Raw genomic sequence first — 23944 nt, forward strand, 5'->3', positions numbered from 1 at the left:
GGCGGAGGTGATGGGCCTTTGGTTAGGCCGGAGTGGAATTTCTTAAGTGTTTTTGAAGACGATTTGCATCATTCTCATTGCCGGGCTGCTCGCCGGCTGCGGCGGCCGTCAAACCGAGGAACTGCTCGGCAGCGCCATGATGGCTGCGCCGGTGACGGAAATCGCCGGCAACCACTCGATATTCATCGCCACCACGCGCAAGCGCTCCGACGATCCCAACAAGGTCTTCGACGGCGAGCGCTCGGCGACGCTGAACTATGCCCGCGTCAACGTCACCGTCCCCGGCATCCACAAGACAGGCCAGATCGAGCGGCGCTCGCGCGGCAAGTCGGACGATCCGGCCAAATACTTCATGGCTTCCGAGGTCGTCGGCTACGACACCCAGCCGAAATTCTCCAGCGCGCTCAGTGCCGACATCGCGGCGCGCGGCGGCCGCGTCATGGTCTTCGTCCACGGCTACAACACCGGCTTCGACGACGCTGTCTACCGCGTCACCCAGATCACCCATGATTCCGGCTATCCGGGCACTCCGGTGCTGTTTTCCTGGGCCTCGGGCGCCAAGACCACCGACTATGTCTACGACAAGGAAAGCGCCAGCGTTGCCCGCGACCAGCTGGAAGTGACGCTGAGAATGCTGGCGCAGACCGGCGCGCGGCGCATCGACATCGTCGCCCATTCGCTGGGGACTTGGGTGACCATGGAGGCGCTGCGCCAGCTTGCCATCACCGGCGACCGCGATCTCGGCGGCAAGCTCGGCGACGTGGTGCTGGCCTCGCCCGATATCGACGTCGACGTGTTCAAGAGCCAGATGCGCCGCTACGGCAAGCCGGACAAGCCGTTCATCCTGCTTCTGTCCGACGACGACCGGGCGCTGCGGCTCTCTGGCCTGATCGCCGGCGCGCGGCCGCGGGTCGGCGACTACAAGGACGCCGCCGACCTGGCCAGCTATGGCGTGTCGGTCGTCGACCTCTCCAGCGTCAAGGGAGCCGACCGCTTCAACCACACCAAATTCGCCGACAATCCGGAATTGGTGCAGTTGATCGGCCAGAAGCTGCGCGAGGATGACGGGTTTGCCAGCGACCGCGAAGTGACCGACCGCATCGCCTCGGTCGGACAATAGCTATCGTCCGCCGACAGCTACCTTCCGCCAGCTCGCGATTCTGTTCACGATTGCCGCACCATCGGAATAGTTTGAACTGGACCGTGCCGGCCTCTGCCTCTATCGGAATAGTCCAAGACGTCTTCGGCTCGACGTCGCCCTTGCGGGAGCCCGCGTGATCGTGCGTTCGAAGATCTTTCTCGTCGTTGCGTTCGCGCTCGCGGTGGCAGGCTGCGCCGGCCAGAACACGCATGATTTGCTCAACAAGACGACGATCACGGTGCCTGCTTCCGACATCGCGGCCACGCATAAGATCTTCGTCGCCACCACCCGGCAGAAGGCAACGAAAGAGCCCCGGCAGGTGTTCGACGGTGACCGTTCGCCCACGACCAGCTTTGCCAGCGTCGAGGTGACGGTGCCGAAGATCCATCAGGTCGGCGCCATCGAGCGGGTCAAGGGCTCCGCCAACAGCAATCCGGCGAAGGATTTCACGGCGACCGGCGTCACCTTCTACGAAGGGGCGCCGCAATTCGCCAAGGCGGTCGGCGCCGACATCGCCATGCGCGGCGACCGGGCGCTGGTTTTCGTGCACGGCTTCAACAACGGCTTTGACGACGGCATCTACCGGCTGACGCAGATCGCGCACGACACGAAATACCCCGGCACGCCGGTGCTGTTTTCGTGGGCGTCGAGCGGCAAGACAACCGGCTACATCTACGACAAGGAAAGCGCCAATGCGGCGCGCGACGATCTCGAAGCGACGCTGCGCATGCTCGCCAAGACCCGCGCCAAGAGCATCGACATCATTGCCCATTCGATGGGGACCTGGGTGACGATGGAAGCGTTGCGCCAGCTTGCCATTACCGGCGACCGCGACCTCGGCGGCAAGCTCGGCTATGTCATCCTGGCCTCGCCCGACATCGACGTCGATGTCTTCAAGAAGCAGATGATCCGCTACGGCAAGCCCGACAAGCCGTTCGCCGTGCTGCTTTCGGGCGACGACCGGGCGCTCAGGCTCTCGACCCTGATCTCCGGCGACAAGCCACGCGTCGGCGACTATGGCGACGCGGCCGACCTCGCCAGCTATGGCGTCTCGGTGGTCGACCTGACCAAGACCAAGGGCGGCGACCGGCTGAACCACGCCAAATTCGCCGACAACCCGTTCCTGGTGCGGCTGCTCGGCGACCGCCTGCGTGCTCCGGCCGGCCTGGCCTCCGAAGAGACCGCGCCGGCCCAGCTCGACAATCTCGGCCAGGGCCTCGGGAAGGCCGTCGGCTCGGTTGCCGAGATCGTCATCACCACGCCGTTCAAGGTGCTGACCATCGCCACCGGTGGGTGAGCGAGCGCCCCGGCCGCGTTCAGACGAACAAATCAACCTTCCGGAACGTCGTCACGTCGATCAGGCCGACGTCGGAAATCCTGAGCTCGGGGATGACGACCAGCGCCAGCAGCGAGTGCTGCATATAGGCGTTGTTCAGCGAGCAGCCCATCTGGCGCATGGCGTCGCTGAGTTGGTCCGCCTTGGCGGCGACGATTTCCGCCCGCTCGTTTGACATCAGCCCGGCGATCGGCATTTCGACCAGCGCCAGTTCCTTGCCCTTGGAGAACAGGACGACGCCGCCGCCGACCTCGCCCAGCCGGTTCACAGCCAGAGCCATGTCCTGCTTGTTGGTGCCGACGACGATGATGTGGTGGGCATCGTGGGCCACGCTCGACGCCATGGCGCAGTCGCCGATATAGCCGAAGCCGGAGACGAAGGCGTTGGTGACGCCGCCCGTGCCCTTGTGGCGCTCGACCAGCGCGATCTGGCAGACATCGTTGCGGCGGTCCATGGCGACCAGCCCGTCCTCGACCGCAAGATCGGCCTCCAGCGCCCGCGTCGGGGCCTGGTTCTCGATGACGCCGATGACGCGTACCCGCACCTCGTTGGCGCCCTTGGGTGCCGCGATATCGAAATCCGCAGGTTTGAGCTTCTTGCCGAGCTTGACGGTGTTCTTCGCCGTCCGCGGATAGTCATAGGCCGGAATGTCGATTTCGAGCTTGCCGCCCTTGGCCAGCCTGACGCCGCGGGCATAGACTTCGTCGATGGTCATTTCGGCCAGGTCGGAGACGATCAGCAGATCGGCGAGCCGTCCCGGCGCGATCGAGCCGATCTCGCGCTCCAGCCGGAAATGCTGGGCGGTGTTGAGCGTCGCCATCTGGATCGCCGTCACCGGCTTCAAGCCCTGGCTGATGGCATGGCGGACGACCCGGTCCATATGGCCTTCGTGCACCAGCGTGCCGGAATGGCTATCGTCGGTGCACAGGATGAAGTTGCGCGGGTCGAGCCCGCTCTCCGTCACCGCCTTGATCTGCGAGGCGACGTCATACCAGGCCGAGCCCAGCCGCAGCATTGCCTTCATGCCCTGGCGGACGCGGGCGATGGCATCCTCGGCGCGCGTGCCTTCGTGATCGTCCTCGGGGCCGCCTGCGACATAGCCGTGGAACGGCAGGCCGAGATCGCGCGAGGCATAATGCCCGCCGACGGTCTTGCCGGCCCTCACCGTCGCGGCGATCTCGCCCGACATCACCGGATCATTGGCGGCGACGCCCGGAAAATTCATCACCTCGCCGAGCCCGATGATGTTTTCCCAGGTCATTGCCTCGGCGACGTCGGCGACCGTCAGTTCGGCGCCGGCATGCTCCAGCCCCGGTGCTGACGGCACGCAGGACGGCATCTGCACATGCACGTTGACCGGCATGGCGACGGCCTCGTCATGCATCAGCCGGACACCCGGCAGGCCGAGCACATTGGCGATCTCATGCGGATCGATGAACATCGAGGTGGTGCCATGCGGGATCACCGCGCGGCAGAATTCCGTCACCGTCACCATGCCGCTCTCGACATGCATATGCGCGTCGCAAAGGCCCGGCACCAGGTAACGGCCGCCGGCATCAACCACCTTGGTGCCCTGGCCGATGGCATGGCCGGCATTCGGCCCGCAATAGGCGAAGCGGCCGCCGGCAATGGCGATGTCGGTGCCGGCGATGATCTCGCCCGAATGAACGTTGACCCAACGCCCGTTGCGGATGACGAGATCGGCGGGTTTGCGGCCCATGGCGACGTCGACCAGATGCGTCGCCATCTCGGCCCAGGGTTTTGGTTTCGTCGCATTGGCGGTCTTCGGCATGAACAGGCTCCAATTTGCCCGACTGTGCCAAGCCGCGAGGATTTTGACCAGTGAGGAAGCGCAAGACCGGCGCGGTGGAGGCGATCAATCATCGACGTTGGCGCTGCCCCTCAACCTCCTGCCGGGACCTTCTCCCCGTATAGTGACGGGGAGAAAGAACGGCCGCAAACGTCGGCGTCCCCCTCTCCCCGTCCTTCACGGGGAGAGGGTAGGGAGGGGCAGCGCCAACCTGACACGATTGCGTTCGGTATTTTGTTCTTGCTTTGTGCCGGCAGCTATGCTACTAATTTCAGTATGGTGCTGATTCGCGCCGACGACCCGCCGCCGAGGCGGGTTTTTTGTTTCGGCCGATTTTCGTCATCGGCGCCCAGTGCCGCTGCGACGGTTCAGAGCACAACAATCCGCCGGCCGATTTTCTCGACCGCGAACCGGCGGCGGCAGAAGACGGCTTGACGGCCCCTGCCCGGCATCTGAAAAGGACTGGCCTGCGGACGTGGCGGAATTGGTAGACGCAAGGGACTTAAAATCCCTCGATCTCTGATCGTACGGGTTCGATTCCCGTCGTCCGCACCAGATTGGTCTCGTTTGATATCCTTCGCCTCTCGGAGCCCAGGACGCTCAACCCAACTCCACCACCCTCACCCCCCGATCGGGTTCAGCTTCAGGTGCTGGATCAGGATGATGGTCTTGGCGTCGATGATGCTGCCGTTGTGGATGCCGGCCAGCGCCTCGTCGAGCGGCATTTCGAGAACCTCGATGTCCTCGCCTTCGTCATGCGCGCCGCCGCCGTCGGAAACGCGGTCGGCGGGCGAATAGCGGGCGACGAAGAACCAGAGCCGCTCGGTCACGCTGCCGGGGCTCATATAGGGCGAAAACAGCCGCTGCACGTCCTTCAACCGGTAGCCGAGTTCTTCCTCGGCCTCCTTGCGGATGCAGGTTTCGGGATCGTCTTCGTCGAGCAGGCCGGCGCAGGCCTCGATCAGTGGCTCGCCGTGGCCGGTGACATAGGCCGGATAGCGGAACTGCCGCACCAGAAGCACCGTCGAGCGCTGGGGATCGAAAGGCAGGATCACCGCGCCGTCGCCGCGATCGTAGGTCTGACGGGTATGCGTTTCCCATTTTCCGTCGCGCCGGCGATAGTCGAAGACGGTCTTTTTCAAAACCGCCCATTCGTCGGAAAGCACTTCCTCCGAACGGATGCGAATGCGATCTTCCATGGTGGACTCCCTGATGCCGCGGCAAGGCGTAGCCGCGAACGGTGGTTCACGCAATCCGGCCAGCCATTGGTCTAGTGCGCCGGTTCACCCTCTCGTGTCTGGCGCATCTGCAAGTGGCTGCCTAAATAGCGGCAACCCTTTCCGGAGTTTTTTATGACCTCATCTCTTTTCCAGCCGATCACCCTCGACGGCCTCACCTTCCCCAACCGCATCGCCGTCGCGCCGATGTGCCAGTATTCGGCCGAGGACGGCTCGGCCAGCGACTGGCACCTCTATCACTGGATGAACCTGGCGATGTCCGGCGCCGGCATGGTCACTGTCGAGATGACCGACGTCGAACGGCGCGGCCGCATTTCGCATGGCTGTCTCGGCCTCTATTCCGAGGACAACGAGGCGGCGGCGCGACGCACGCTGGATGCAGCCAAGCGCGTCGCCGCGCCGGGCACGAAATTCGGTACGCAGCTTGCCCATGCCGGCCGCAAGGCCTCCAACCGCAAACCTTGGGAGGGCGGCGGCCCGCTGCACGCCGATCAGGATCCGTGGCCGATCGTGTCGGCCTCGGCGATCGCCTACGACACCGGCTGGCAAGTGCCGCGGGCGCTGGAGGATGACGAGATCCTGCAAATCATCGAACGCTTCGCCGAAGCGGCGCGGCGGGCCGAGCGTGCCGGCTTCGACTTCATCGAGCTGCATGCCGCGCATGGCTATCTGATCTTCCAGTTCCTGTCGCCGCTTTCCAACCGGCGCACCGACCGGTGGGGCGGCTCGCTGGAAAACCGCATGCGTTTCGCCGTCGAGATCGCCAAGGCGGTGAAGCAGGCGGTGCCCAGGCTGATGCTGGGGGCGCGTCTGTCGATCAAGGAATGGGTCGATGGCGGCTTCGAGGTCGAGGATGCGATCGAAGTGGCAAAAGCGCTGAAGGAGGTCGGCGTCGCCTATCTCTGCTGCTCGAGCGGCGGCAACTCGCCGTTGCAGAAGCTGCCGACCGGCCCAGGCTACCAGGTGCATCTGGCCGAAGCGATGCGCAAGGCCACCGGCATCGCGACGCGGGCGGTCGGCCTGATCGACGATCCGAAACAGGCCGAGGCGATCGTCGCCGATGGGCGCGCCGACATGGTGGCGCTGGCGCGCGCCTTCCTTGCCGATCCGCGCTGGGGCTGGCGCGCCGCGGCCGCCTTCGGCGAGAAGATCCATCCGGCGCCGCAGCTTGCCCGCTCGGTGACGACGATGCAGCATTGGATGCGGGGCAGCACTGGATGAAGGCGGCGAACCGACGGCGGCGGGTTCGTCTCACTGGATAGGGCACCATAGCTTCGCTTTAATCCTCTGCCGGTGTAGAGTGGCCAGGGCTGCGGCTGAGCGCGGCGGGTCGGGGGAGCAGAGACATGTCGTTCAGGGGGACTTCCATTGCGGTCGTAGCCGCGGTTTTGGCCGGGCTGTCGTTCGCCGCATCGACGCCGGCCGGGGCGCAATATTGCGAAGGTACGGTGCACGGTCTTTCCAGGCACTACAGTCTGGCAACGGGAAGCGGCTTTCTCGCCGTTCGGGCGCGACCGAACTCGTCGTCGCGCATGATCGGGCAATTGTTCAACGGCGACCAAACCGAGATCTTCGACCGCCGCGGAAACTGGTACCAGGTCGATTTCGGCGGCCGCACCGGCTGGGCGAACGCACGCTGGCTGCGCAACGATTGCGACTATTGAGCTATTTTCGCCTGAGCTAAAATAGCTGCAACCAAATCGGCCGTTCCGCGTTGGCGGCGATGATGGACAGCAAGCCATTTGAAAAGCCTGTCGTGGTCGAGCTCGGCCATGTCGGCAAATATCGCCATATCCGCAGCGCCCAGGAGGCGGCGGAGTGCCTGATGACGGTCTGGCCACTCAATCGCGGGCCGCGTCATCGTGATGCCCTCGACACTTGCCTAAAAGTGCTGGAAGGTTATCGTTCGACGGCGGATGCGCGCCGGGCATTGATCGAAGCCGCCAGGGAATCGGACGTGCTGGTCGCAGACGACAGGCTGCCAGACGACAGACTGGCCGACGATAGGCTGCATTGAGGCAACGGGCTTTCAACCGGAGGGTTTCATGGCGAAACTGACCTACAAGATCGTCGAGCATGACGGAGGCTGGGCCTACAAGGTCGGCTCGACATTCTCCGAAACGTTCCCCACCCATCAGGACGCGTTGCGCGCCGCCGAGATCGCTTCGGCCGAACAGCAGGTCGCCGGCAATACCGACGGCATCCAGTACGAGGACGCCGACGGCAAATGGCACGACGAGCTCGCCGATGGCCGTGACAGGCCGCAAACCGAGGTTTCGGATTAGGACGAGGTCTTCAATTAGACTTGGGTCGCTTTACAGGCCGGTTTGGTAGCGCTACCGTTTTACGTCGCGCGTGACCAGGGAGGAGCTTGGTCGCGGTCCAGACAGGAAGCGGTTTCCTTCGAAGTCGTCGCAGGAATCAGTCGGGAGGAAATCGATGGCGTCTGTCGCGATCGGCGATGTCTACAAATCATTTGGGACCGTCGAGGTCCTGCACGGGGTCAGCGTCGATATAGACGACGGCGAGTTCGTCACGCTGGTCGGGCCTTCGGGTTGCGGAAAGTCGACCCTGCTCAGGATGATCGCCGGCCTGGAAAAGATCTCGCGTGGCCAGATCGCGATTGGGAAACGTGTCGTCAACAACGTTGCGCCAAAAGAACGCGACGTCGCCATGGTCTTCCAGAACTATGCACTCTACCCGCATATGACGGTCGCCGAGACCATGGCGTTCTCGCTGATGCTCAAGGGTGTTTCCAAGACAGAGAGCGATGCCGGCGTGCAGCGCGCAGCCGAAATTCTCGGGCTGGTGCCGCTGCTGTCGCGCTATCCGCGCCAGCTTTCCGGCGGCCAGCGCCAGCGCGTCGCCATGGGCCGGGCGATCGTGCGCGACCCGCAGGTCTTCCTGTTCGACGAGCCGTTGTCCAACCTCGACGCCAAGCTCAGGGTGCAGATGCGCGCCGAGATCAAGGAGCTGCACCAGCGCCTGAAGACGACGACGGTGTACGTCACCCACGACCAGATCGAGGCGATGACCATGGCCGACAAGATCGTCGTCATGCATGACGGCATCGTCGAGCAGATCGGGCCGCCGCTCGAACTCTACGACCGGCCGAACAACCTCTTTGTCGCCAGTTTCATCGGCTCGCCGGCCATGAATATGCTCAGGGGCGAGATCGCAACCGACGGTTCGCCGTTTTTTCGCGGCGCCGGAGGGATTTCAGTCCCGTTGGCCTCAGCACTTTCCATCGGCAATGGTGAGCCGGTAGTGCTGGGAATACGGCCCGAGCATTTACGGCTGTCCGACCATCAGGGCATTCCGGTCACCGTCGCGGTGGTCGAGCCGACAGGGTCCGAAGTGCAGCTCATCGGCCGCACCGCCGGCGGCGAAGAGATCGTCGCAAATTTCCGGGAACGCCATTCCTTCACGCCGGGCGAAACCATCCGGCTTACGGCCGAGCCTGGCCTCATCCATCTCTTTCACGGCGAAACCGGACAGCGATTCGAAACACTCATCGAGCAGTAGGACTGCACGGCAGGGACAATAAGCAGGAGGAAGCGAGCATGAAATTCACCAGACGCGACGTGATCCGCACCACCGCCGGCGCTGCGGCGGGAGCCTTGGGAAGCCGGCTCATCGGCTCTCCGGCCTTTGCCCAGGATGGATTGAAATACAAGCCCGAGGACGGCGCCAAACTCAGGCTGCTGCGCTGGTCACCTTTCGTGCAGGGCGACGAGGATCAATGGCTGGCCAACACCAAGCGCTTCACCGAAGCGACCGGCGTCGAGGTTCGCGTCGACAAGGAAAGCTGGGAGGACATTCGCCCCAAGGCGGCGGTCGCCGCCAATGTCGGCTCCGGCCCGGACCTGATGTTGGTCTGGTTCGACGACCCGCATCAATATCCCGACAAGCTGCACGACGTGACGGAGCTGGGCGAATATCTCGGCTCGAAATACGGCGGCTGGCACGACGGACCGCACCAATATGCGACACGCGAGGGCAAATTCATCGGCCTGCCGCTGGCCACCATCGGCAATGCCATAGTCTATCGTGAAAGCTGGGTGAAAGAGGCCGGCTTCTCCGAATTTCCGAAGGACACGGCAGGCTTGCTCGAGCTTTGCAAGGCGTTGCAGGCGAAGGGGCACCCGGCGGGCTTCACGCATGGCCACGGCGTCGGCGACGGCAACAACTACGCCCACTGGCTGCTGTGGAGCCATGGCGGCCAGATGGTCGACGAGAGCGGCAAGGTGACGATCAACAGCCCCGAGACGCTCAAGGCGATCGAATACGCGCAGCAACTCTACAAGACTTTCATTCCGGGCACCGAAAGCTGGCTCGACGTCAACAACAACCGCGCCTTCCTGGCCGGGCAATTGAGCGTCATCGCCAACGGCATTTCCGCCTACAACACCGCCAAGATCAACAAGGACAAGGATCCGAAGCTCACTGAGATAGCCAAGGACATCCGCACCACCAACCTGCCTATCGGTCCGGTCGGAAAATCCGTCGAGCTGTTCCAGGTGACCACGGCCGTCATCTTCGACTACACGCCCTACCCCAACGCGGCCAAGGCCTACCTGCAGTTCATGTTCGAGGATCCGCAAATGTCGCAGTGGATCACGTCCTCGGCGGGCTATTGCTGCCAGACGCTCAAGGCCTTCGACAACAACCCGGTGTGGACGGCCGATCCGAACAATGCCGCCTACGCCAAGGCCTCGGCGACGCTGCGGCCCAACGGCTATGCCGGGCCGCTCGGCTACGCCTCGGCGGCGACCATGGCCGATTATGTGCTGGTCGACATGTTCGCCAAGGCGGTGACCGGCCAGGCAACGCCGCAAGAGGCGATGGATGAGGCCGAAAAGCGCGCAAACCGCTACTATCGCGTTTGAGCCGAGCTCAACCGGGCAGCCGCGACCGCGCTGCCCGGTTCGGCAATCGTGCACGGCCGCCCGGCCGATCAATGAGACCTTAGAGGAGCCGACCCATGGCCGTGACCTCCGCTGCCGCTCAGCCACGTCGGTCGACGCTGTCGCGCATTCTGACGTTTGTGTCTGAAAGTCATAACGCGCTTGGCTTCGGCTTCATGCTGCCGGCGGCGGCGTTGCTGCTGGTTTTCCTGACTTATCCGCTCGGGCTCGGCGTCTGGCTCGGCTTCACCGATGCCCGCATCGGCCGCCCCGGCATCTTCATCGGCTTCGAGAACTATGAATATCTATGGGATGACGCCGTCTTCTGGCTCTCCGTCTTCAACACCTTGCTCTACACGATCAGCGCCTCGATCCTGAAATTCGCGCTCGGCCTCTGGCTGGCGCTTATCCTCAACCAGAACCTGCCCTTCAAGTCGTTCTTCCGCGCGATCGTCCTGCTGCCATGGGTGGTGCCGACGGTGCTGTCGGCCATCGCCTTCTGGTGGATCTACGATTCGCAGTTCTCCATCCTGTCCTGGGCGCTTATGGAAATGGGCCTGATCGACCATCGCATCAATTTCCTCGGCGATCCGGAGAATGCGCGGGCTTCGGTCATCGCCGCCAATGTCTGGCGCGGCATTCCTTTCGTCGCCATCACGCTGCTTGCCGGCCTGCAGACGATTCCGCAGTCGCTCTACGAGGCCGCCACGCTCGACGGCGCCAGCCGCTGGCAATTGTTCCGCTATGTGACGCTGCCGCTGCTGACGCCGATCATCGCCATAACCATGACGTTTTCGGTGCTGTTCACCTTCACCGATTTCCAGCTGATCTATGTGCTGACACGCGGCGGGCCGGTGAATGCCACCCATCTGATGGCGACGCTGTCGTTCCAGCGCGGCATTTCCGGAGGCCAGCTTGGCGAAGGCGCCGCGATCGCAGTGGCCATGATCCCGTTCCTGTTGGCAGCAATCCTGTTCAGCTATTTCGGCCTGCAACGCCGCAAATGGCAGCAGGGCGGCGGAGATTGATATGACCGCGATCGAAACGAGCAAACGCCCGGAACTCGACGAAGGCGGCATGGACTACCTGCAGAGCGTGCCGCGCCGCGTGGTGACGGTCTATCTGCCGCTGCTGGTATTCGTCATCGTGCTGTTGTTTCCATTTTACTGGATGACGATCACGGCGGTTAAGCCCAATCTCGAGATGACCGACTACGCCAATTTCAATCCGTTCTGGGTGGTGCATCCGACGCTCGAGCATATCCGTTATCTTCTCTTCGAGACGTCCTATCCGGGCTGGCTGCTCAACACGATCATCATCTCGACCGCCGCCACTTTCCTGTCGCTGCTGGCTGCGGTGTTCGCTGCCTATGCGATCGAGCGCTTGAGGTTTTCCGGGGCGCGGCAGGTCGGCCTCGCGGTCTTCCTTGCCTATCTCGTGCCGCCCTCGATCCTGTTCATTCCGCTGTCGGTGATGGTGTTCAACCTTGGGCTTTACGACACGCCCTTCGCGCTCATCCTCACCTATCCGACCTTCCTGATCCCGTTCTGCACATGGCTGTTGATGGGGTACTTCCGCTCGATCCCGTTCGAGCTGGAAGAATGCGCGCTGATCGACGGGGCAAGCCGCTGGCAGATCCTCACCAAGATCGTGCTGCCGCTGTCGGTGCCGGGCCTGATTTCCGCCGGCATTTTTGCATTCACCCTGTCATGGAACGAGTTCATCTACGCCTTGACCTTCATCCAGTCGTCCGAAAACAAGACTGTGCCGGTCGGCGTGCTCACCGAGCTGGTGCGCTCGGATGTCTATGAATGGGGGGCGCTGATGGCGGGAGCGCTAATCGGTTCACTGCCGGTGGTGGTGCTCTATTCGTTCTTTGTCGAACACTATGTTTCCTCGATGACCGGAGCCGTGAAGGAATAGCCGACATCGTGATTAGGTTGAGGTATTCCAGGCGGCCGGGATGCCCGGGGGCGGGCACCCTGCCGGCCGAGACCGCGGCCGATTACTTGCCGCAGTATTGATCGTTGACATTGGTGTTGGCGTTGGCGTCGGGGCCAGGCGTGTGCGATGCGCAAGGACCGAGCGGGCTTGGAATGACCTGAGTGCCCGGACCCGAGTTCCCGCCATAGATGCTGCCGGTGGTGTTCCGATCGACCGGCTGCTCGTTTTCGTAGATCGGGCGATGACGGGTCTGGGAGGAGTATGTGTCCGACGATTGGGCCATCGCCGAACTGGCGATGCCGAGTGCGAACACCGAGGCAGCAAGAATTTTCGTAATCATAAAGTCTTCTCCGTTTCGGGGGAGGTTTCAGATGTCGTCGCCTTTCTGCGACGGGTCTACAACCTGTGGCTCGGCCCGAGGTTGCATTAAAAATTGTTAAGGTGGGCAGGCTTGGACACCTTTGCGTGAGGAATGCGTGAGGTTCCGGGAGCGTGTCAGCTGCTGGTGTCGGACTTCGGCGCAAATGCGCGGTCGGCAATGCGTTCGATGAAAGCGACGACCCGTTCCGGCTCGACGAATTGCGGCATGTGGCCAAGCCCCTCGACAGCCTCGAAATCGAGCCCCCTGATCTTTTCCACCACCGGCCAGCCATGGATATCGATGCCCAGCACGAGATCGGAAGCACCAAACAGAATGCCGGCCGGCATGGTGATCTCACCATAGCGTTGCTCGATGCGGCCAAGGTCGTGCTCGATGGCCACGACATCGGTCGATGTCGCGTAGAAATGGCTGGGCCTCAGCCCGCACCAGCCGCCGCCCTCGACCATATAGTCGGCCGGCGCCGTCTCCGGCGCGAAGATGAAGGCCAGCGTGCGTTCTGCATATTTGAGAGCCGCCGGGATCGCCACCGTATGAGCCATGATTCGGCGCCGCAACGGCGACTTAATGTATAGCGGGCCGAACTTCTCGCGCGCGTCCGGCTCCATATGGGTCAGCGGCGCCAGCAAGGCGATGCCGGAAATCGCCTCGGGATGCTCGACAGCCAGCGTCAGCGCGATGGCGCCACCCAGTGAATGGCCGACGATCAGCGGCTTTTCCAGTCCCAGCATTTCGATGAGGCGCCGCACGATTTCGGCCTGCTCGGGCAGCCGCCCGCTGGCGCCCCTGGCCCGCACCGAATAGCCGGAGCCCGGGCGGTCGAGCGCGATCAGCCGATAGTTCAGGCCGAAACGTCCGAACAGCGTGTGGCGGAAATGATGAAGCTGCGCGCCGAGGCCGTGCAGGAAGACGATCGGCCGCCCCTCGCCCGTCTCGACATAATGGATGCGGTTGCCGTCGATCTCAAGAATTTGCCGCTGGCCGGCACCAGCCTTTCGGCTTTCGCCGCAATCCGCCGCGTCGCCAGCAGCGGATAGGCTGCCACGACCAGCACCAGCAGAAATAGCGCGCCGAGCAGCAATAGCAGAATTAATACCGGCATTTTTCACTCAGCGCCCGAACCAGCGCGCAGCATCACCCGCCGCAGGTTCCACCGCAAGAGAGGTGGCACAGGTGGATCCGTCGTTTGGCGGCATTGCCGCCGGCGGTCCGCCGCGCTATCTCAGGCGACCCGTTTGCCGGAGCCCGCCATGACCGAAATCGTCACCGCCGCCATGCTCGTCATCGGCGACGAGATTCTGTCCGGCCGCACCAAGGACAAGAACATCGGCCACCTCGCCGACATCATGACGGCGATCGGCATCGACCTGAAGGAAGTGCGCATCGTTCCGGACGAGGAAGACGAAATCGTCGCTGCGGTGAATGCGCTGCGCGCCCGCTACACCTATGTTTTCACCACCGGCGGCATCGGCCCGACGCATGACGACATCACTGCCGATTCCATCGCCAAGGCCTTTGGTGTGCCGTGCGAATACGACGCCAAAGCCTACGCCCTGCTAGAAGCAAGCTACGCCGCCCGCGGCATCGAATACACCGAAGCGCGCAAGCGCATGGCGCGGATGCCGCGTGGGGCCGATCACATCGACAATCCGGTGTCGGTTGCGCCGGGCTTTCGCATCGGCAACGTCCATGTCATGGCCGGCGTGCCGGCGATTTTCCAGGCGATGCTCGACAATGTCGTGCCGACGTTGCGGGCCGGCACCAAAATGCTGTCGGCCACCGTGGAATGTCCGTTCGGCGAAGGCCTGATCGGCGGACCGCTGGGTGACATCCAGAAGGCGCATCCGGACACGATCATCGGCTCCTATCCTAAATATGGCGACGGCAAATTCTGGACCGAACTCGTGGTACGCGCCCGCAGCCAGCAGGCGCTGGATGCCGCACGGATCGACGTCCAGGCTATGGTGGCGGGTTTGACCAAGGCAAGCAGGGTGGGCTGATCGGCCGGTGTGTCGGAACCAAGCATCGCGCAGTGACGTTTGTCACGGGTAGGATCGCCGTAAGAAATGAGGGACTGCCATGCGATTCAAGACCATCGTCGCCATATTGCAGAATGAACCGGACGCCGAGCGCGTCCTCGACTGCGCGATTCCACTGGCCAGCCGGTTCCAGAGTCATCTGATCGGCATTCATGCCGAGGCGCTGCCCGTGCCCTACACCTCGGCCACCGGCTTTCCGGACACCGAGTTCCTGCAGGTTTCCGCCGACATGAACCGGGAGCGCGCCGAGAAATTGCAGGCGGCCTTTCTCAGGCGCGTCGAGAATTCCGGCCTCTCCTTCGAATGGCGCAGCCTCGAGAGTTTTTCCGGCGACAGCGCGCTGACCGGCATCTCGACCGTTCGCACCGCGGACCTGATCATCGCCGCGCAGCGCGAATCGAGCGGCGATCCGAGCGCCGACGTCGACACGCTGGTCTACGATGCCGGCCGGCCGGTGCTGGTGGTGCCGCATTCGGGTCCGCTGGTCACCAGCTTCAAGCACGTGCTGCTCGCCTGGAACGGCAGCAAGGAAGCCGCGCGCGCGGCCTTCGATGCCCTGCCCTTCATCATCGAGGCCGAGAAGACGGACATTGTCGTCATCGACCCGCCGGACACGCTCGAAGAGGCGCCGGAAACGGCCGGCGCCGAGATCGCCGCCTCGTTGTCCAGGCACGGCGCGACCGTCAGCGTCTCGGTGCTGAGGTCCGGAGGCGCCTCAGTCGACGACATCATCCAGACCAGGGTCGCCGAATCGGGTGCGGACTTGCTTGTGCTCGGCGCCTACAGCCATTCCTGGCTGCGCCAGCTGCTGTTCGGCGGGGTGACGCGAACGGTGCTGCGCACCGCGCCGGTGGCGGCCTTCCTGTCGCGTTAGAGCATGATCCCGAAAAGTGGAATCCGGTTTTCGGAAAGATCATGCTCAAGAAAAAAGAATAGAGCCCCATCCCGATTATGTCGGGATGGAACAGGCTCTAGGTCCACAGGGATCGCTGGCAGGACAATCGCTTTGCCGCGCCCTTGCCAAGGCCAAGCCTTTCCAGTTAATTCCGCGCGCATTCCACCATGTTCTAGCGCGCAATGCGCGCTTGCGGAGTGCGCGAGAGATGTCCCTGCCCGAAAAAGCCTTCCCGGTCTCCTGGGACCAGTTCCACCGCGACGCGCGCGCGCTCGCCTGGCGGCTTGCCGGCGCCAACAAGGGGCAATGGAAGGCGATCGTCTGCATCACGCGCGGCGGCCTGGTTCCGGCCGCCATCATTTCGCGCGAGCTCGGCATCCGCATCATCGAGACGGTCTGCGTCGCCTCCTACCACGACTACACCAGCCAGGGGCAGTTGCAGGTGCTGAAGGAGGTCACGCCGGCGCTGCTCGTGGATGACGGGGCCGGCGTGCTGATCATCGACGACCTTACCGACACCGGCAAGACGGCAGGCATCGTGCGCGCGATGATGCCCAAGGCGCACTTCGCCACCGTCTACGCCAAGCCGAAAGGCAGGCCGATGGTCGACACCTTCATCACCGAGGTCAGCCAGGACACCTGGATCTATTTTCCCTGGGACATGGGCTTCACCTACCAGAAGCCGATCGCCGACGACCACGCCGGCTGATTCGCGGCACCGCCGCTCATTGCAACCAGCCCGCCCAAGGCACCATCCGCAGCCGAGAAATGCCGGCTTGATGCTCGCGCGGCCGCCCCATTTGGGCGAGACCGGCGCAAATCGGCAGAATCTCGCTGGTCCATGAAACATTTTTTACTTTTATTGCTTATAATTAGCCGTAAGATTCATGAGACGGCAAATGATTCTGGAAGCTGGGGCAAGCTTCTCCGATGTTGACGAGGCCAACGACGCACAACCATCTGGCCGAAAGGGTCCAGCGACTCTTCGGCGCGGTGCCGAGTCGCCTGCAGGTTGCAGCGCTGCCTTGGCGCGATAGCGAGGACGGCGTGGAGGTCATGTTGATCACCAGCCGCGATACCGGCCGCTGGGTGCTTCCCAAGGGCTGGCCGGAAGCAAAGGAGCCGCTTTGCGAAGCAGCGGCACGCGAAGCCGGCGAGGAGGCCGGCCTGAGCGGCACGATCTCGCATCACGAGGCCGGCCGCTATTTCTATGCCAAGGTGCTGGCTACCGGCGAGGAAGTGCCATGCGAGGTCCTGGTGTTCCCGCTGCAGGTCGACAAGGTCGCCGATCGGTGGAAGGAAAAGCGGGCACGCACCCGCAAATGGGTCAGGGCCGCCGAGGCAGTGCGTATGGTCAACGAACCTGACCTCTCCCAGGTCATCGCCCATTTCTGCACGGATCCGCACCGGTTCTCCTGAGCCCGAGTCGCGCATAGCCGCGGTCAGGTGCCGCGAAGGCGGCGGCCGAAGCGCCTCCACGCAGAGCCGAACCTCCTCCGTTGCGCTCCGCTTCTATCCCCGTTATCCACATATGTGACACACAAGATGTTGGGGTCATAAAAGCTACGCAAACGAATCCTTGACGCCGCAAAACGAGTCGCCTTTTATAGGCCATGCGCTCCTGTTGAGAGCGCGACCGGAAAAGTTTCGAGCCCGGTCTTTTTCCCGGAATATGTGCGTTTTACCCGCATTCCTGCCTGTTCACGAGGCCGGCGGAGGCGTGGAATTTCGAAGCCTTTTTGGGGCGAAAGGGAGGATTGTCGGACTTGAATAAATTGTCTGTTAATACTATATTTAGTGTTTGCAGGTAGGTTCGACGCTAGATAATGTGAATTTCCCTCGATTGAGGGTGTTGCAAAAAGTTTTCAGTTTTTGAGGGACCCACAGGGTCCGTCAGCGCGTTGGACAGCGACCTCGCAAGAGGTTCGACCGGCAGGGCGGCGGAGACTGTGAAGATGAGAGCCGGCGGTTTTCGAACGCCGGCAGACGGCGGACATGCGCGTTTCGTCAAGAGGGCAGAAATCCTCTGGGAAAAGCGCTATATGTAGACAAAAGGGACCGGACCAATGCGCATCGAGCGTCGTTTCACCAAGCCAGGACAATCTGCCTACGCGGAGATCGAATTCCGCAAGGCGCTTTCCGAGATCAAGAATCCGGATGGCTCGGTGGTGTTCCGCTTGGACAACATCGATGTGCCGGCTCAGTTCTCCCAGGTTGCCGCCGATATCCTGGCGCAGAAATATTTCCGCAAGGCGGGCGTGCCCGCACGGTTGAAGAAGGTCGAAGAAACGCAAGTCCCCTCGTTCCTGTGGCGCTCCGTCGCCGACGAGGCGGAACTGGCCAAGCTGCCGGAAGCCGAGCGCTACGGTTCCGAGACCGATGCCCGCCAGGTCTTCGACCGGCTTGCCGGCACCTGGACCTATTGGGGCTGGAAGGGCGGCTACTTCAAGTCGGAGGATGACGCGCGCGCCTTCCGCGACGAGCTCGCCTATATGCTGGCCACCCAGCGCGTCGCGCCGAACTCGCCGCAATGGTTCAACACCGGCCTGCACTGGGCCTATGGCATCGACGGCCCGAGCCAGGGCCATTTCTATGTCGACCCGTTCACCGGCAAGCTGACCAAGTCGAAGTCTTCCTACGAGCATCCGCAGCCGCATGCCTGCTTTATCCAGGGCGTGCAGGACGACCTCGTCAATGAGGGCGGCATCATGGATTTGTGGGTGCGTGAGGCGCGGCTGTTCAAATACGGCTCCGGCACCGGCTCCAACTTCTCGATGCTGCGCGGCGAAGGCGAAAAGCTGTCCGGCGGCGGCCGCTCGTCCGGCCTGATGAGCTTCCTGAAGATCGGCGACCGCGCGGCGGGCGCCATCAAATCGGGCGGCACGACGCGCCGCGCCGCGAAAATGGTCATTGTCGACGCCGACCATCCCGATATCGAGGAATTCATCGACTGGAAGGTCAATGAGGAGCAGAAGGTAGCCTCGCTGGTCACCGGCTCGAAGATCGTCAAGAAGCACCTCGAAGCGATCATGAAGGCCTGCATCAACTGCGAAGGCAATGGCGACGATTGCTTCGACCCGGCGGTCAACACCGCGCTGAAGCGCGAGATCAAGGCGGCCAAGAAGGACGCGGTGCCGGAGAACTACATTTACCGCGTCATCCAGTTCGCCAAGCAGGGCTACACCTCGATGTCGTTCAAGACCTACGACACCGACTGGGATTCGGACGCCTATCTCACCGTTTCCGGCCAGAACTCCAACAATTCGGTGTCGCTGAAGGACGATTTCCTGCGCGCCGTCGAGCAGGACGGCGACTGGCATCTCACCGCCCGCAAGGACGGCAAGGTGCTGAAGACACTAAAGGCGCGCGATCTCTGGGAAAAGATCGGCTATGCCGCCTGGGCGTCGGCCGATCCGGGCCTGCACTTCAACACGACGATGAACGACTGGCACACCTGCGCCTCGGCCGGTGCGATCCGGGCGTCCAACCCGTGCTCCGAATATATGTTCCTCGACGACACTGCCTGCAATCTGGCCTCGATCAACCTTCTGCCCTACCGCAACGCCGACGGCACCATCGACATATCAGCCTACGAGCACACGGTGCGGCTGTGGACCATGGTGCTGGAAATCTCCGTCATGATGGCGCAGTTCCCGTCGAAGGAGATCGCCAGGCTTTCCTACGAGTACCGCACGCTCGGCCTCGGCTACGCCAATATTGGCGGCCTGCTGATGACCTCGGGCATTCCCTACGATTCCGACGAGGGCCGCGCCATCTGCGCCGCGCTCACCGCGATCATGACCGGCACCGCCTATGCCACTTCGGCCGAAATGGCCGCCGAGCTCGGCGCCTTCCCCGATTATGACCGCAATGCGCAGAACATGCTGCGCGTCATGCGCAACCACCGCCGCGCTGCCTATGGCGAAAGGGACGGCTACGAGAAGCTTGCCGTCAACCCGGTGCCGCTGGTCGCATCGGATCTCAAGCAGCAGGAGCTTGCCGACCATGCCAAGGCCGCCTGGGACCGCGCCATTGAGCTTGGCGAGGAGCATGGCTATCGCAACGCACAGGCAACGGTGATCGCACCGACCGGCACCATCGGCCTGGTGATGGATTGCGACACCACCGGCATCGAGCCCGACTTCGCGCTGGTAAAGTTCAAGAAGCTCGCGGGCGGCGGCTACTTCAAGATCATCAACCGTGCCGTTCCGGAAGCGCTGCGCACGCTCGGCTATTCCGAGAGCCAGATCGCCGAGATCGAGGCCTATGCCGTCGGCCACGGCAATCTCAACCAGGCGCCTGCCGTCAACCCCGGCTCGCTCAAGGCAAAAGGTTTTACCGACGACAAGATCGCGGCGCTCAACGCCGCGCTGAAGTCGGCCTTCGACATCAAGTTCGTCTTCAACCAGTGGACGCTGGGCGCCGACTGGGTGAAGGAGACGTTTGGCTTCACCGACGAGCAGCTCAACGATTTCTCGTTCGAGATGCTGCCGGCGCTGGGTTTCTCGAAGAAGGACATCGAGGCCGCCAATATCCATGTCTGCGGGGCGATGACGCTGGAAGGCGCACCGTTCCTGAAGGCCGAACACCTGCCGGTGTTCGACTGCGCCAGCCCGTGCGGCAAGATCGGCAAGCGTTCGCTGTCGATCAACAGCCACATTATGATGATGGCGGCGGCGCAGCCCTTCATCTCCGGCGCCATTTCCAAGACCATCAACATGCCGAACGACGCGACGGTGGAAGACGCCAAAGGTGCCTACATGCTGTCGTGGAAGCTGGCGCTGAAGGCCAACGCGCTCTATCGCGACGGCTCGAAGCTCTCGCAGCCGCTCAACGCCTCGCTACTCGCCGACGGCGAGGAGGACGAGGACGAAGCCGTCGAGCAGCTGATCGCGGCACCGGCCGCGCAGCGCGCCGTGCAGGTGACCGAGAAGATCGTCGAGCGCGTCGTCGAGCGTCTCTACCGCGACCGCGAAAAACTGCCGAACCGCCGCAAGGGCTATACCCAGAAAGCGGTCGTCGGCGGCCACAAGGTCTATCTCAGGACCGGCGAGTTCGATGACGGTCGTATCGGCGAGATCTTCATCGACATGCACAAGGAAGGTGCGGCCTTCCGTGCGATGATGAACAACTTCGCCATCGCCATCTCGCTCGGCCTGCAATATGGCGTGCCGCTCGACGAATATGTCGAGGCCTTCACCTTCACCAAATTCGAGCCGGCCGGCATGGTGCAGGGCAACGACGCCATCAAGAACGCCACGTCGATCCTCGATTACGTGTTCCGCGAACTGGCCGTCTCCTATCTCGGCCGCCATGACCTCGCCCATGTCGACCAGTCGGACTTCGACAAAACCGCGCTCGGGCGCGGCATCAACGAAGGCAAGGCGACGCCCTTCTCCAAGGGCCTGACCCGCGGCGCCTCGCCGGTCAAGCTGGTGTCGGGTGCCGAGCCGAAAGGCTTTGCGGGTTCGGGTTCCGGAACTCCAGTCCGTACCGCCCCGACCGCCTTCTCCGGTTCCAACGTGCTGACGTTGAAGCCGGCCAGCGACGAAGCCATCGCCTACAAGCGCGACTACGAGGAGCGCGCCAGGGAACTGGTCGAGGACATCGTCTACGCGGAAGCGTCCGACCCGACGGAGCTGTTCACCGACGAAGCCGCGAAAGAAGCAGCCGAGGCCAAAGCGCTTGCCGCCAACCGGCGCCAGCAGTCGTTAATGCAGGGCTATACCGGCAACGAATGCTCGGAATGCCACAATTTCACGATGGTGCGGAACGGCACGTGTGAGAAGTGCGATACTTGTGGGGCGACGAGCGGGTGTAGCTGAGGAGCTGATGCCACCTCGGCTTACGGTCCGCGAGATTATTCGCCTGCTGGAGACCGACGGCTGGTACCTGGTTGCAACCAAGGGCAGCCATCGCCAATATAAGCATCAAATCAAAGCCGGCCGCGTCACCGTGGCCGGCAAGCCGTCTGAAGAGGTTGCGCCAGGAACCCTGAACAGTATCCTCAAGCAGTCCGGTTTAAAGGAGTGATGACATGCGCTACGCGGTGGTGATCGAAAAAGCCGGAAACAATTTTTCCGCTTACGTGCCGGACCTGCCTGGCTGCATCGCGACTGGTGCCACGGTGCCCGAAGTGGAAACTGAAATTCGCGCCGCAATACGCTTTCACATCGAAGGCTTGCGCGCCGATGGACTGGATGTGCCCAAAGGTGTCAGCCTGGCGGAATATGTCGAGGCATAGCGGGGCGCCCTCCCTTCTCCCCTTGTGGGAGAAGGTGGCCGAGCGAAGCTCGGTCGGATGAGGGGTGTTCCAGCTTGGCAGCGACGCACTCCGTCCAACACCCCTCAACCGTCTTGGCGCAGCGCGCCAATCCAACTTCTCCCACAGGGGGAGAAGGGAAGACCGCGCTACCGCCACGGCTGCAAACTTTCATCTCGTACATAAGCGATGATGGTGTCACAGACGGCGTTTCAAATCCCGCAATACGTCGTCGTTCCAGAAGCGCAACACGCGAAAGCCCCTCGCCTTCAATTCGGTGTCTCGCTCTCCATCATGGTGCGAATCCGCGTGCTGGCTGCCATCGATCTCGACAATCAGTCTGGCCTCGGCGCAAATGAAATCGGCGATGAATTTGCCGACCGGAACCTGGCGCCGGAATTTGATGCCATCGAGCCTGCGTCCGCGCAGTTCATGCCACAGGCGGCCTTCCGCTTCCATCGGCTCGCGTCGCATCGAGCGGGCGAAACGACGTTTGGTCGGAGCAACGGGCTGATGCGGCATGGGACGACGTTATCCAATCCTGGGGACGACCTCCAAGGAATCCTCAGATAAGGGCCGACGTTCGAGACCAACCAAAGGGGGGATAGCGCGGCGCCCTCCCTTCTCCCCTTGTGGGAGAAGGTGGCCGAGCGAAGCTCGGTCGGATGAGGGGTGCTCCAGCTTGGCACCGACGCACTTCGTCCAACACCCCTCAACCGTCTTGGCGCTGCGCGCCAATCCACCTTCTCCCACAAGGGGAGAAGGGAAGAGCTGCCTCACTCCGCGTCGGCCACGTCCTGCCGTCCGCCAACCCAATCCCGCCAGGCCCTCTCGTCGCCATGGAACACGTTGAGGTCGATGCGGCCTCTTACCCCGTGCGACAGGCCGGAGCCGGAATATTGCCAGAACAGCCATTTGCGGCCGGGATAGACCTTTGACGGGTGCGCGGCCACGGCGCGTAGCCAGAAGGGGTAATCGGGGAAGGCGCCCCTGAGATTATCGCGGTAGAAATCAGGCGCGGTGTAGATGATCGGCCGCTGGCCGTAATGGCGTTCCAGCCTGTCCATGAACACCTGCATCTTCTCCAGCACTTTTTGGCGCGACGGGCGCCGCTTGCAGCTGGATTCGCCGTTCCACTCGACATCGATCACCGGCGGCAGCGCACCCTCGACCCGCGGCACGTTGCGGATGAACCAGTCGGCTTGCTCGCCGGCGGTGCGGCACCAGTAGAAGAAATGGTAGGCGCCGCGCTTCAGGCCCGCGGCGTCGGCATTGCGCCAGTTCCTGGTGAACATCGGGTCGAGATGGTCGCCCCCGTCAGTCGCCTTGATATAGGCGAAGTTGGCGCCCTGGGCGCGCAGCTTTTGCCAGTTCACATTGCCCTGCCAGCGCGAGACGTCGACGCCGTGGATGGCAAGGCGCCTGGGCGAGGATGCCTTGCCAAAATTGATCGGCTTGGCATCGCGAAAACCATAGCGCGTGACCGGCCCGGCAAGCATTGCTGGCGCTGCGCGTGTCAGCCGCCTCGGCGGCGATACCAGCGCGATCACCTCGGCCGGTGGCTCGACGCTTTGGTCGGGCTCCGCGATAGCGACCGGCTGTTCGTCCTGCTCCTGTTCCGCAAAAGCGGGCGCAGCATCGACTTTCGCCGCAGAGGCGATCGGCGCGGGTGGCCGCACAACCGAGCTGGTGGTCTCGCTGGACGGCACTTGCAGCGCATCGACGCCGGAGGTCGACGTGCAGCCGGCAAGGCACAGCGCTGCGATCGAGAAGATGACGACGCCTGATAACCGCATCTGGACCTGTACGCAAAACACAACAGACCGAAGGCAGGACAACGCCGCCGGACAAACCAAGCTGGATTCCTAACAAGAAACTACCAACAAAGTTTGAATCGAATTGTTAGGGCTTGCATCGGGACGTCGGCCGGCCCTCCAACGTTCGGCCACGTCGCTGCCTCGCAATCCCGCTTGACAACTCACGGCATGAGATT

Annotated in this window: 23 protein-coding genes and 1 tRNA gene; 19 read left to right on the top strand and 5 right to left on the bottom strand. The window is 62.9% G+C overall.

Annotation, left to right across the window (positions count from 1 at the left end):
* The first annotated feature begins 46 nt into the window (after window positions 1-46).
* Window positions 47-1120, top strand: coding sequence for an alpha/beta hydrolase (locus tag NKJ94_RS16765; RefSeq protein WP_352526546.1), 1074 nt, complete (start codon window positions 47-49; stop codon window positions 1118-1120).
* A gap of 154 nt (window positions 1121-1274) precedes the next feature.
* Window positions 1275-2438: an alpha/beta hydrolase gene (locus NKJ94_RS16770; protein WP_352526547.1), complete on the top strand. Its 1164-nt coding sequence runs from the start codon at window positions 1275-1277 to the stop codon at window positions 2436-2438.
* Window positions 2439-2457: 19 nt separating this feature from the next.
* On the opposite strand, the gene ade is transcribed toward NKJ94_RS16770, so the two are convergent.
* On the bottom strand, window positions 2458-4269 hold the full coding sequence (ade, locus tag NKJ94_RS16775; protein ID WP_352526549.1) for an adenine deaminase: 1812 nt from the start codon (window positions 4267-4269) through the stop codon (window positions 2458-2460).
* Window positions 4270-4756: 487 nt separating this feature from the next.
* Here ade and NKJ94_RS16780 point away from each other — a divergent pair.
* Window positions 4757-4842, top strand: a tRNA-Leu gene (locus NKJ94_RS16780).
* Between the two features lie 65 nt (window positions 4843-4907).
* On the opposite strand, the gene NKJ94_RS16785 is transcribed toward NKJ94_RS16780, so the two are convergent.
* Window positions 4908-5486 (bottom strand): NUDIX domain-containing protein, encoded by a 579-nt coding sequence (locus tag NKJ94_RS16785; RefSeq protein ID WP_352526551.1) that lies wholly within the window; start codon window positions 5484-5486, stop codon window positions 4908-4910.
* Window positions 5487-5639: 153 nt separating this feature from the next.
* Between NKJ94_RS16785 and NKJ94_RS16790 the strand changes: the two genes are divergently transcribed.
* The 8 genes from NKJ94_RS16790 to NKJ94_RS16825 all read left to right on the top strand — a co-directional run bounded on the left by NKJ94_RS16790 (window position 5640) and on the right by NKJ94_RS16825 (window position 12355).
* Window positions 5640-6746, top strand: coding sequence for an NADH:flavin oxidoreductase/NADH oxidase (locus NKJ94_RS16790; RefSeq protein ID WP_352526553.1), 1107 nt, complete (start codon window positions 5640-5642; stop codon window positions 6744-6746).
* Window positions 6747-6871: 125 nt separating this feature from the next.
* Window positions 6872-7189 carry an SH3 domain-containing protein gene (locus tag NKJ94_RS16795; protein WP_352526554.1) on the top strand — a complete coding sequence of 106 codons (318 nt, stop codon included), beginning with the start codon at window positions 6872-6874 and terminating at the stop codon, window positions 7187-7189.
* Window positions 7190-7248: 59 nt separating this feature from the next.
* Window positions 7249-7542, top strand: a complete 294-nt coding sequence (locus NKJ94_RS16800; RefSeq protein WP_352467305.1) for a DUF982 domain-containing protein — start codon at window positions 7249-7251, stop codon at window positions 7540-7542.
* A gap of 28 nt (window positions 7543-7570) precedes the next feature.
* Window positions 7571-7810 carry a DUF2188 domain-containing protein gene (locus NKJ94_RS16805; protein WP_023674770.1) on the top strand — a complete coding sequence of 80 codons (240 nt, stop codon included), beginning with the start codon at window positions 7571-7573 and terminating at the stop codon, window positions 7808-7810.
* Window positions 7811-7964: 154 nt separating this feature from the next.
* Window positions 7965-9050 carry an ABC transporter ATP-binding protein gene (locus NKJ94_RS16810; RefSeq protein ID WP_352526555.1) on the top strand — a complete coding sequence of 362 codons (1086 nt, stop codon included), beginning with the start codon at window positions 7965-7967 and terminating at the stop codon, window positions 9048-9050.
* A gap of 38 nt (window positions 9051-9088) precedes the next feature.
* Window positions 9089-10414: an ABC transporter substrate-binding protein gene (locus NKJ94_RS16815; protein WP_352526556.1), complete on the top strand. Its 1326-nt coding sequence runs from the start codon at window positions 9089-9091 to the stop codon at window positions 10412-10414.
* A gap of 194 nt (window positions 10415-10608) precedes the next feature.
* Window positions 10609-11460 (top strand): carbohydrate ABC transporter permease, encoded by an 852-nt coding sequence (locus NKJ94_RS16820; RefSeq protein ID WP_502896011.1) that lies wholly within the window; start codon window positions 10609-10611, stop codon window positions 11458-11460.
* Between the two features lies 1 nt (window position 11461).
* The gene (locus tag NKJ94_RS16825; RefSeq protein WP_352526560.1) at window positions 11462-12355 is read left to right on the top strand and encodes a carbohydrate ABC transporter permease; all 894 of its coding nucleotides are present in this window, start codon (window positions 11462-11464) and stop codon (window positions 12353-12355) included.
* Window positions 12356-12437: 82 nt separating this feature from the next.
* On the opposite strand, the gene NKJ94_RS16830 is transcribed toward NKJ94_RS16825, so the two are convergent.
* Together NKJ94_RS16830 and NKJ94_RS16835 are read right to left on the bottom strand one after the other, a co-directional pair.
* Complete coding sequence (locus tag NKJ94_RS16830; RefSeq protein WP_352526562.1) at window positions 12438-12716, bottom strand: hypothetical protein; 279 nt, start codon at window positions 12714-12716, stop codon at window positions 12438-12440.
* A gap of 155 nt (window positions 12717-12871) precedes the next feature.
* Window positions 12872-13864 (bottom strand): alpha/beta fold hydrolase, encoded by a 993-nt coding sequence (locus tag NKJ94_RS16835; RefSeq protein ID WP_352526564.1) that lies wholly within the window; start codon window positions 13862-13864, stop codon window positions 12872-12874.
* 141 nt (window positions 13865-14005) lie between these two features.
* Here NKJ94_RS16835 and NKJ94_RS16840 point away from each other — a divergent pair, with 141 nt between their 5' ends.
* The 8 genes from NKJ94_RS16840 (at window position 14006) to NKJ94_RS37580 (ending at window position 22524) form a co-directional block, all read left to right on the top strand.
* Entirely contained in the window at window positions 14006-14755 is a 750-nt protein-coding gene (locus NKJ94_RS16840) for a competence/damage-inducible protein A (RefSeq protein ID WP_352526566.1), read from the top strand.
* A gap of 79 nt (window positions 14756-14834) precedes the next feature.
* Window positions 14835-15668 (top strand): universal stress protein, encoded by an 834-nt coding sequence (locus NKJ94_RS16845; RefSeq protein ID WP_352526568.1) that lies wholly within the window; start codon window positions 14835-14837, stop codon window positions 15666-15668.
* 229 nt (window positions 15669-15897) lie between these two features.
* Window positions 15898-16398, top strand: a complete 501-nt coding sequence (gene gpt / locus NKJ94_RS16850; RefSeq protein ID WP_352526569.1) for a xanthine phosphoribosyltransferase — start codon at window positions 15898-15900, stop codon at window positions 16396-16398.
* A gap of 221 nt (window positions 16399-16619) precedes the next feature.
* Complete coding sequence (locus NKJ94_RS16855; protein WP_352526571.1) at window positions 16620-17108, top strand: NUDIX hydrolase; 489 nt, start codon at window positions 16620-16622, stop codon at window positions 17106-17108.
* Window positions 17109-17755: 647 nt separating this feature from the next.
* Window positions 17756-21514, top strand: coding sequence for a vitamin B12-dependent ribonucleotide reductase (locus NKJ94_RS16860; protein ID WP_352526573.1), 3759 nt, complete (start codon window positions 17756-17758; stop codon window positions 21512-21514).
* Window positions 21515-21521: 7 nt separating this feature from the next.
* Entirely contained in the window at window positions 21522-21722 is a 201-nt protein-coding gene (locus tag NKJ94_RS16865; protein WP_352526575.1) for a type II toxin-antitoxin system HicA family toxin, read from the top strand.
* A 4-nt stretch (window positions 21723-21726) separates the two neighbouring features.
* A complete protein-coding gene (locus NKJ94_RS16870; RefSeq protein WP_352526576.1) occupies window positions 21727-21933 on the top strand; it encodes a type II toxin-antitoxin system HicB family antitoxin in 207 nt (68 codons plus the stop codon).
* Between the two features lie 207 nt (window positions 21934-22140).
* Window positions 22141-22524: a hypothetical protein gene (locus NKJ94_RS37580; RefSeq protein ID WP_502896010.1), complete on the top strand. Its 384-nt coding sequence runs from the start codon at window positions 22141-22143 to the stop codon at window positions 22522-22524.
* A 203-nt stretch (window positions 22525-22727) separates the two neighbouring features.
* Here NKJ94_RS37580 and NKJ94_RS16880 read toward each other — a convergent pair whose 3' ends face one another.
* Entirely contained in the window at window positions 22728-23747 is a 1020-nt protein-coding gene (locus NKJ94_RS16880) for a GH25 family lysozyme (RefSeq protein ID WP_352526580.1), read from the bottom strand.
* Window positions 23748-23944 lie beyond the last annotated feature (197 nt).

Origin of the sequence: Mesorhizobium sp. M0060, assembly GCF_040323155.1 — a bacterium.
Taxonomy (GTDB): Bacteria; Pseudomonadota; Alphaproteobacteria; order Rhizobiales; family Rhizobiaceae; genus Mesorhizobium.

Bases quoted from the DNA above. Each gene is read 5' to 3' on its own strand.
- ade (WP_352526549.1), bottom strand. From the start codon at position 4,269: ATGCCGAAGACCGCCAATGCGACGAAACCAAAACCCTGGGCCGAGATG.
- NKJ94_RS16785 (WP_352526551.1), bottom strand. From the start codon at position 5,486: ATGGAAGATCGCATTCGCATCCGTTCGGAGGAAGTGCTTTCCGACGAA.
- NKJ94_RS16790 (WP_352526553.1), top strand. From the start codon at position 5,640: ATGACCTCATCTCTTTTCCAGCCGATCACCCTCGACGGCCTCACCTTC.
- NKJ94_RS16795 (WP_352526554.1), top strand. From the start codon at position 6,872: ATGTCGTTCAGGGGGACTTCCATTGCGGTCGTAGCCGCGGTTTTGGCC.
- NKJ94_RS16800 (WP_352467305.1), top strand. From the start codon at position 7,249: ATGATGGACAGCAAGCCATTTGAAAAGCCTGTCGTGGTCGAGCTCGGC.
- NKJ94_RS16805 (WP_023674770.1), top strand. From the start codon at position 7,571: ATGGCGAAACTGACCTACAAGATCGTCGAGCATGACGGAGGCTGGGCC.
- NKJ94_RS16810 (WP_352526555.1), top strand. From the start codon at position 7,965: ATGGCGTCTGTCGCGATCGGCGATGTCTACAAATCATTTGGGACCGTC.
- NKJ94_RS16815 (WP_352526556.1), top strand. From the start codon at position 9,089: ATGAAATTCACCAGACGCGACGTGATCCGCACCACCGCCGGCGCTGCG.
- NKJ94_RS16820 (WP_502896011.1), top strand. From the start codon at position 10,609: ATGCTGCCGGCGGCGGCGTTGCTGCTGGTTTTCCTGACTTATCCGCTC.
- NKJ94_RS16825 (WP_352526560.1), top strand. From the start codon at position 11,462: ATGACCGCGATCGAAACGAGCAAACGCCCGGAACTCGACGAAGGCGGC.
- NKJ94_RS16830 (WP_352526562.1), bottom strand. From the start codon at position 12,716: ATGATTACGAAAATTCTTGCTGCCTCGGTGTTCGCACTCGGCATCGCC.
- NKJ94_RS16840 (WP_352526566.1), top strand. From the start codon at position 14,006: ATGACCGAAATCGTCACCGCCGCCATGCTCGTCATCGGCGACGAGATT.
- NKJ94_RS16845 (WP_352526568.1), top strand. From the start codon at position 14,835: ATGCGATTCAAGACCATCGTCGCCATATTGCAGAATGAACCGGACGCC.
- gpt (WP_352526569.1), top strand. From the start codon at position 15,898: ATGTCCCTGCCCGAAAAAGCCTTCCCGGTCTCCTGGGACCAGTTCCAC.
- NKJ94_RS16855 (WP_352526571.1), top strand. From the start codon at position 16,620: ATGTTGACGAGGCCAACGACGCACAACCATCTGGCCGAAAGGGTCCAG.
- NKJ94_RS16860 (WP_352526573.1), top strand. From the start codon at position 17,756: ATGCGCATCGAGCGTCGTTTCACCAAGCCAGGACAATCTGCCTACGCG.
- NKJ94_RS16865 (WP_352526575.1), top strand. From the start codon at position 21,522: ATGCCACCTCGGCTTACGGTCCGCGAGATTATTCGCCTGCTGGAGACC.
- NKJ94_RS16870 (WP_352526576.1), top strand. From the start codon at position 21,727: ATGCGCTACGCGGTGGTGATCGAAAAAGCCGGAAACAATTTTTCCGCT.
- NKJ94_RS37580 (WP_502896010.1), top strand. From the start codon at position 22,141: ATGATGGTGTCACAGACGGCGTTTCAAATCCCGCAATACGTCGTCGTT.
- NKJ94_RS16880 (WP_352526580.1), bottom strand. From the start codon at position 23,747: ATGCGGTTATCAGGCGTCGTCATCTTCTCGATCGCAGCGCTGTGCCTT.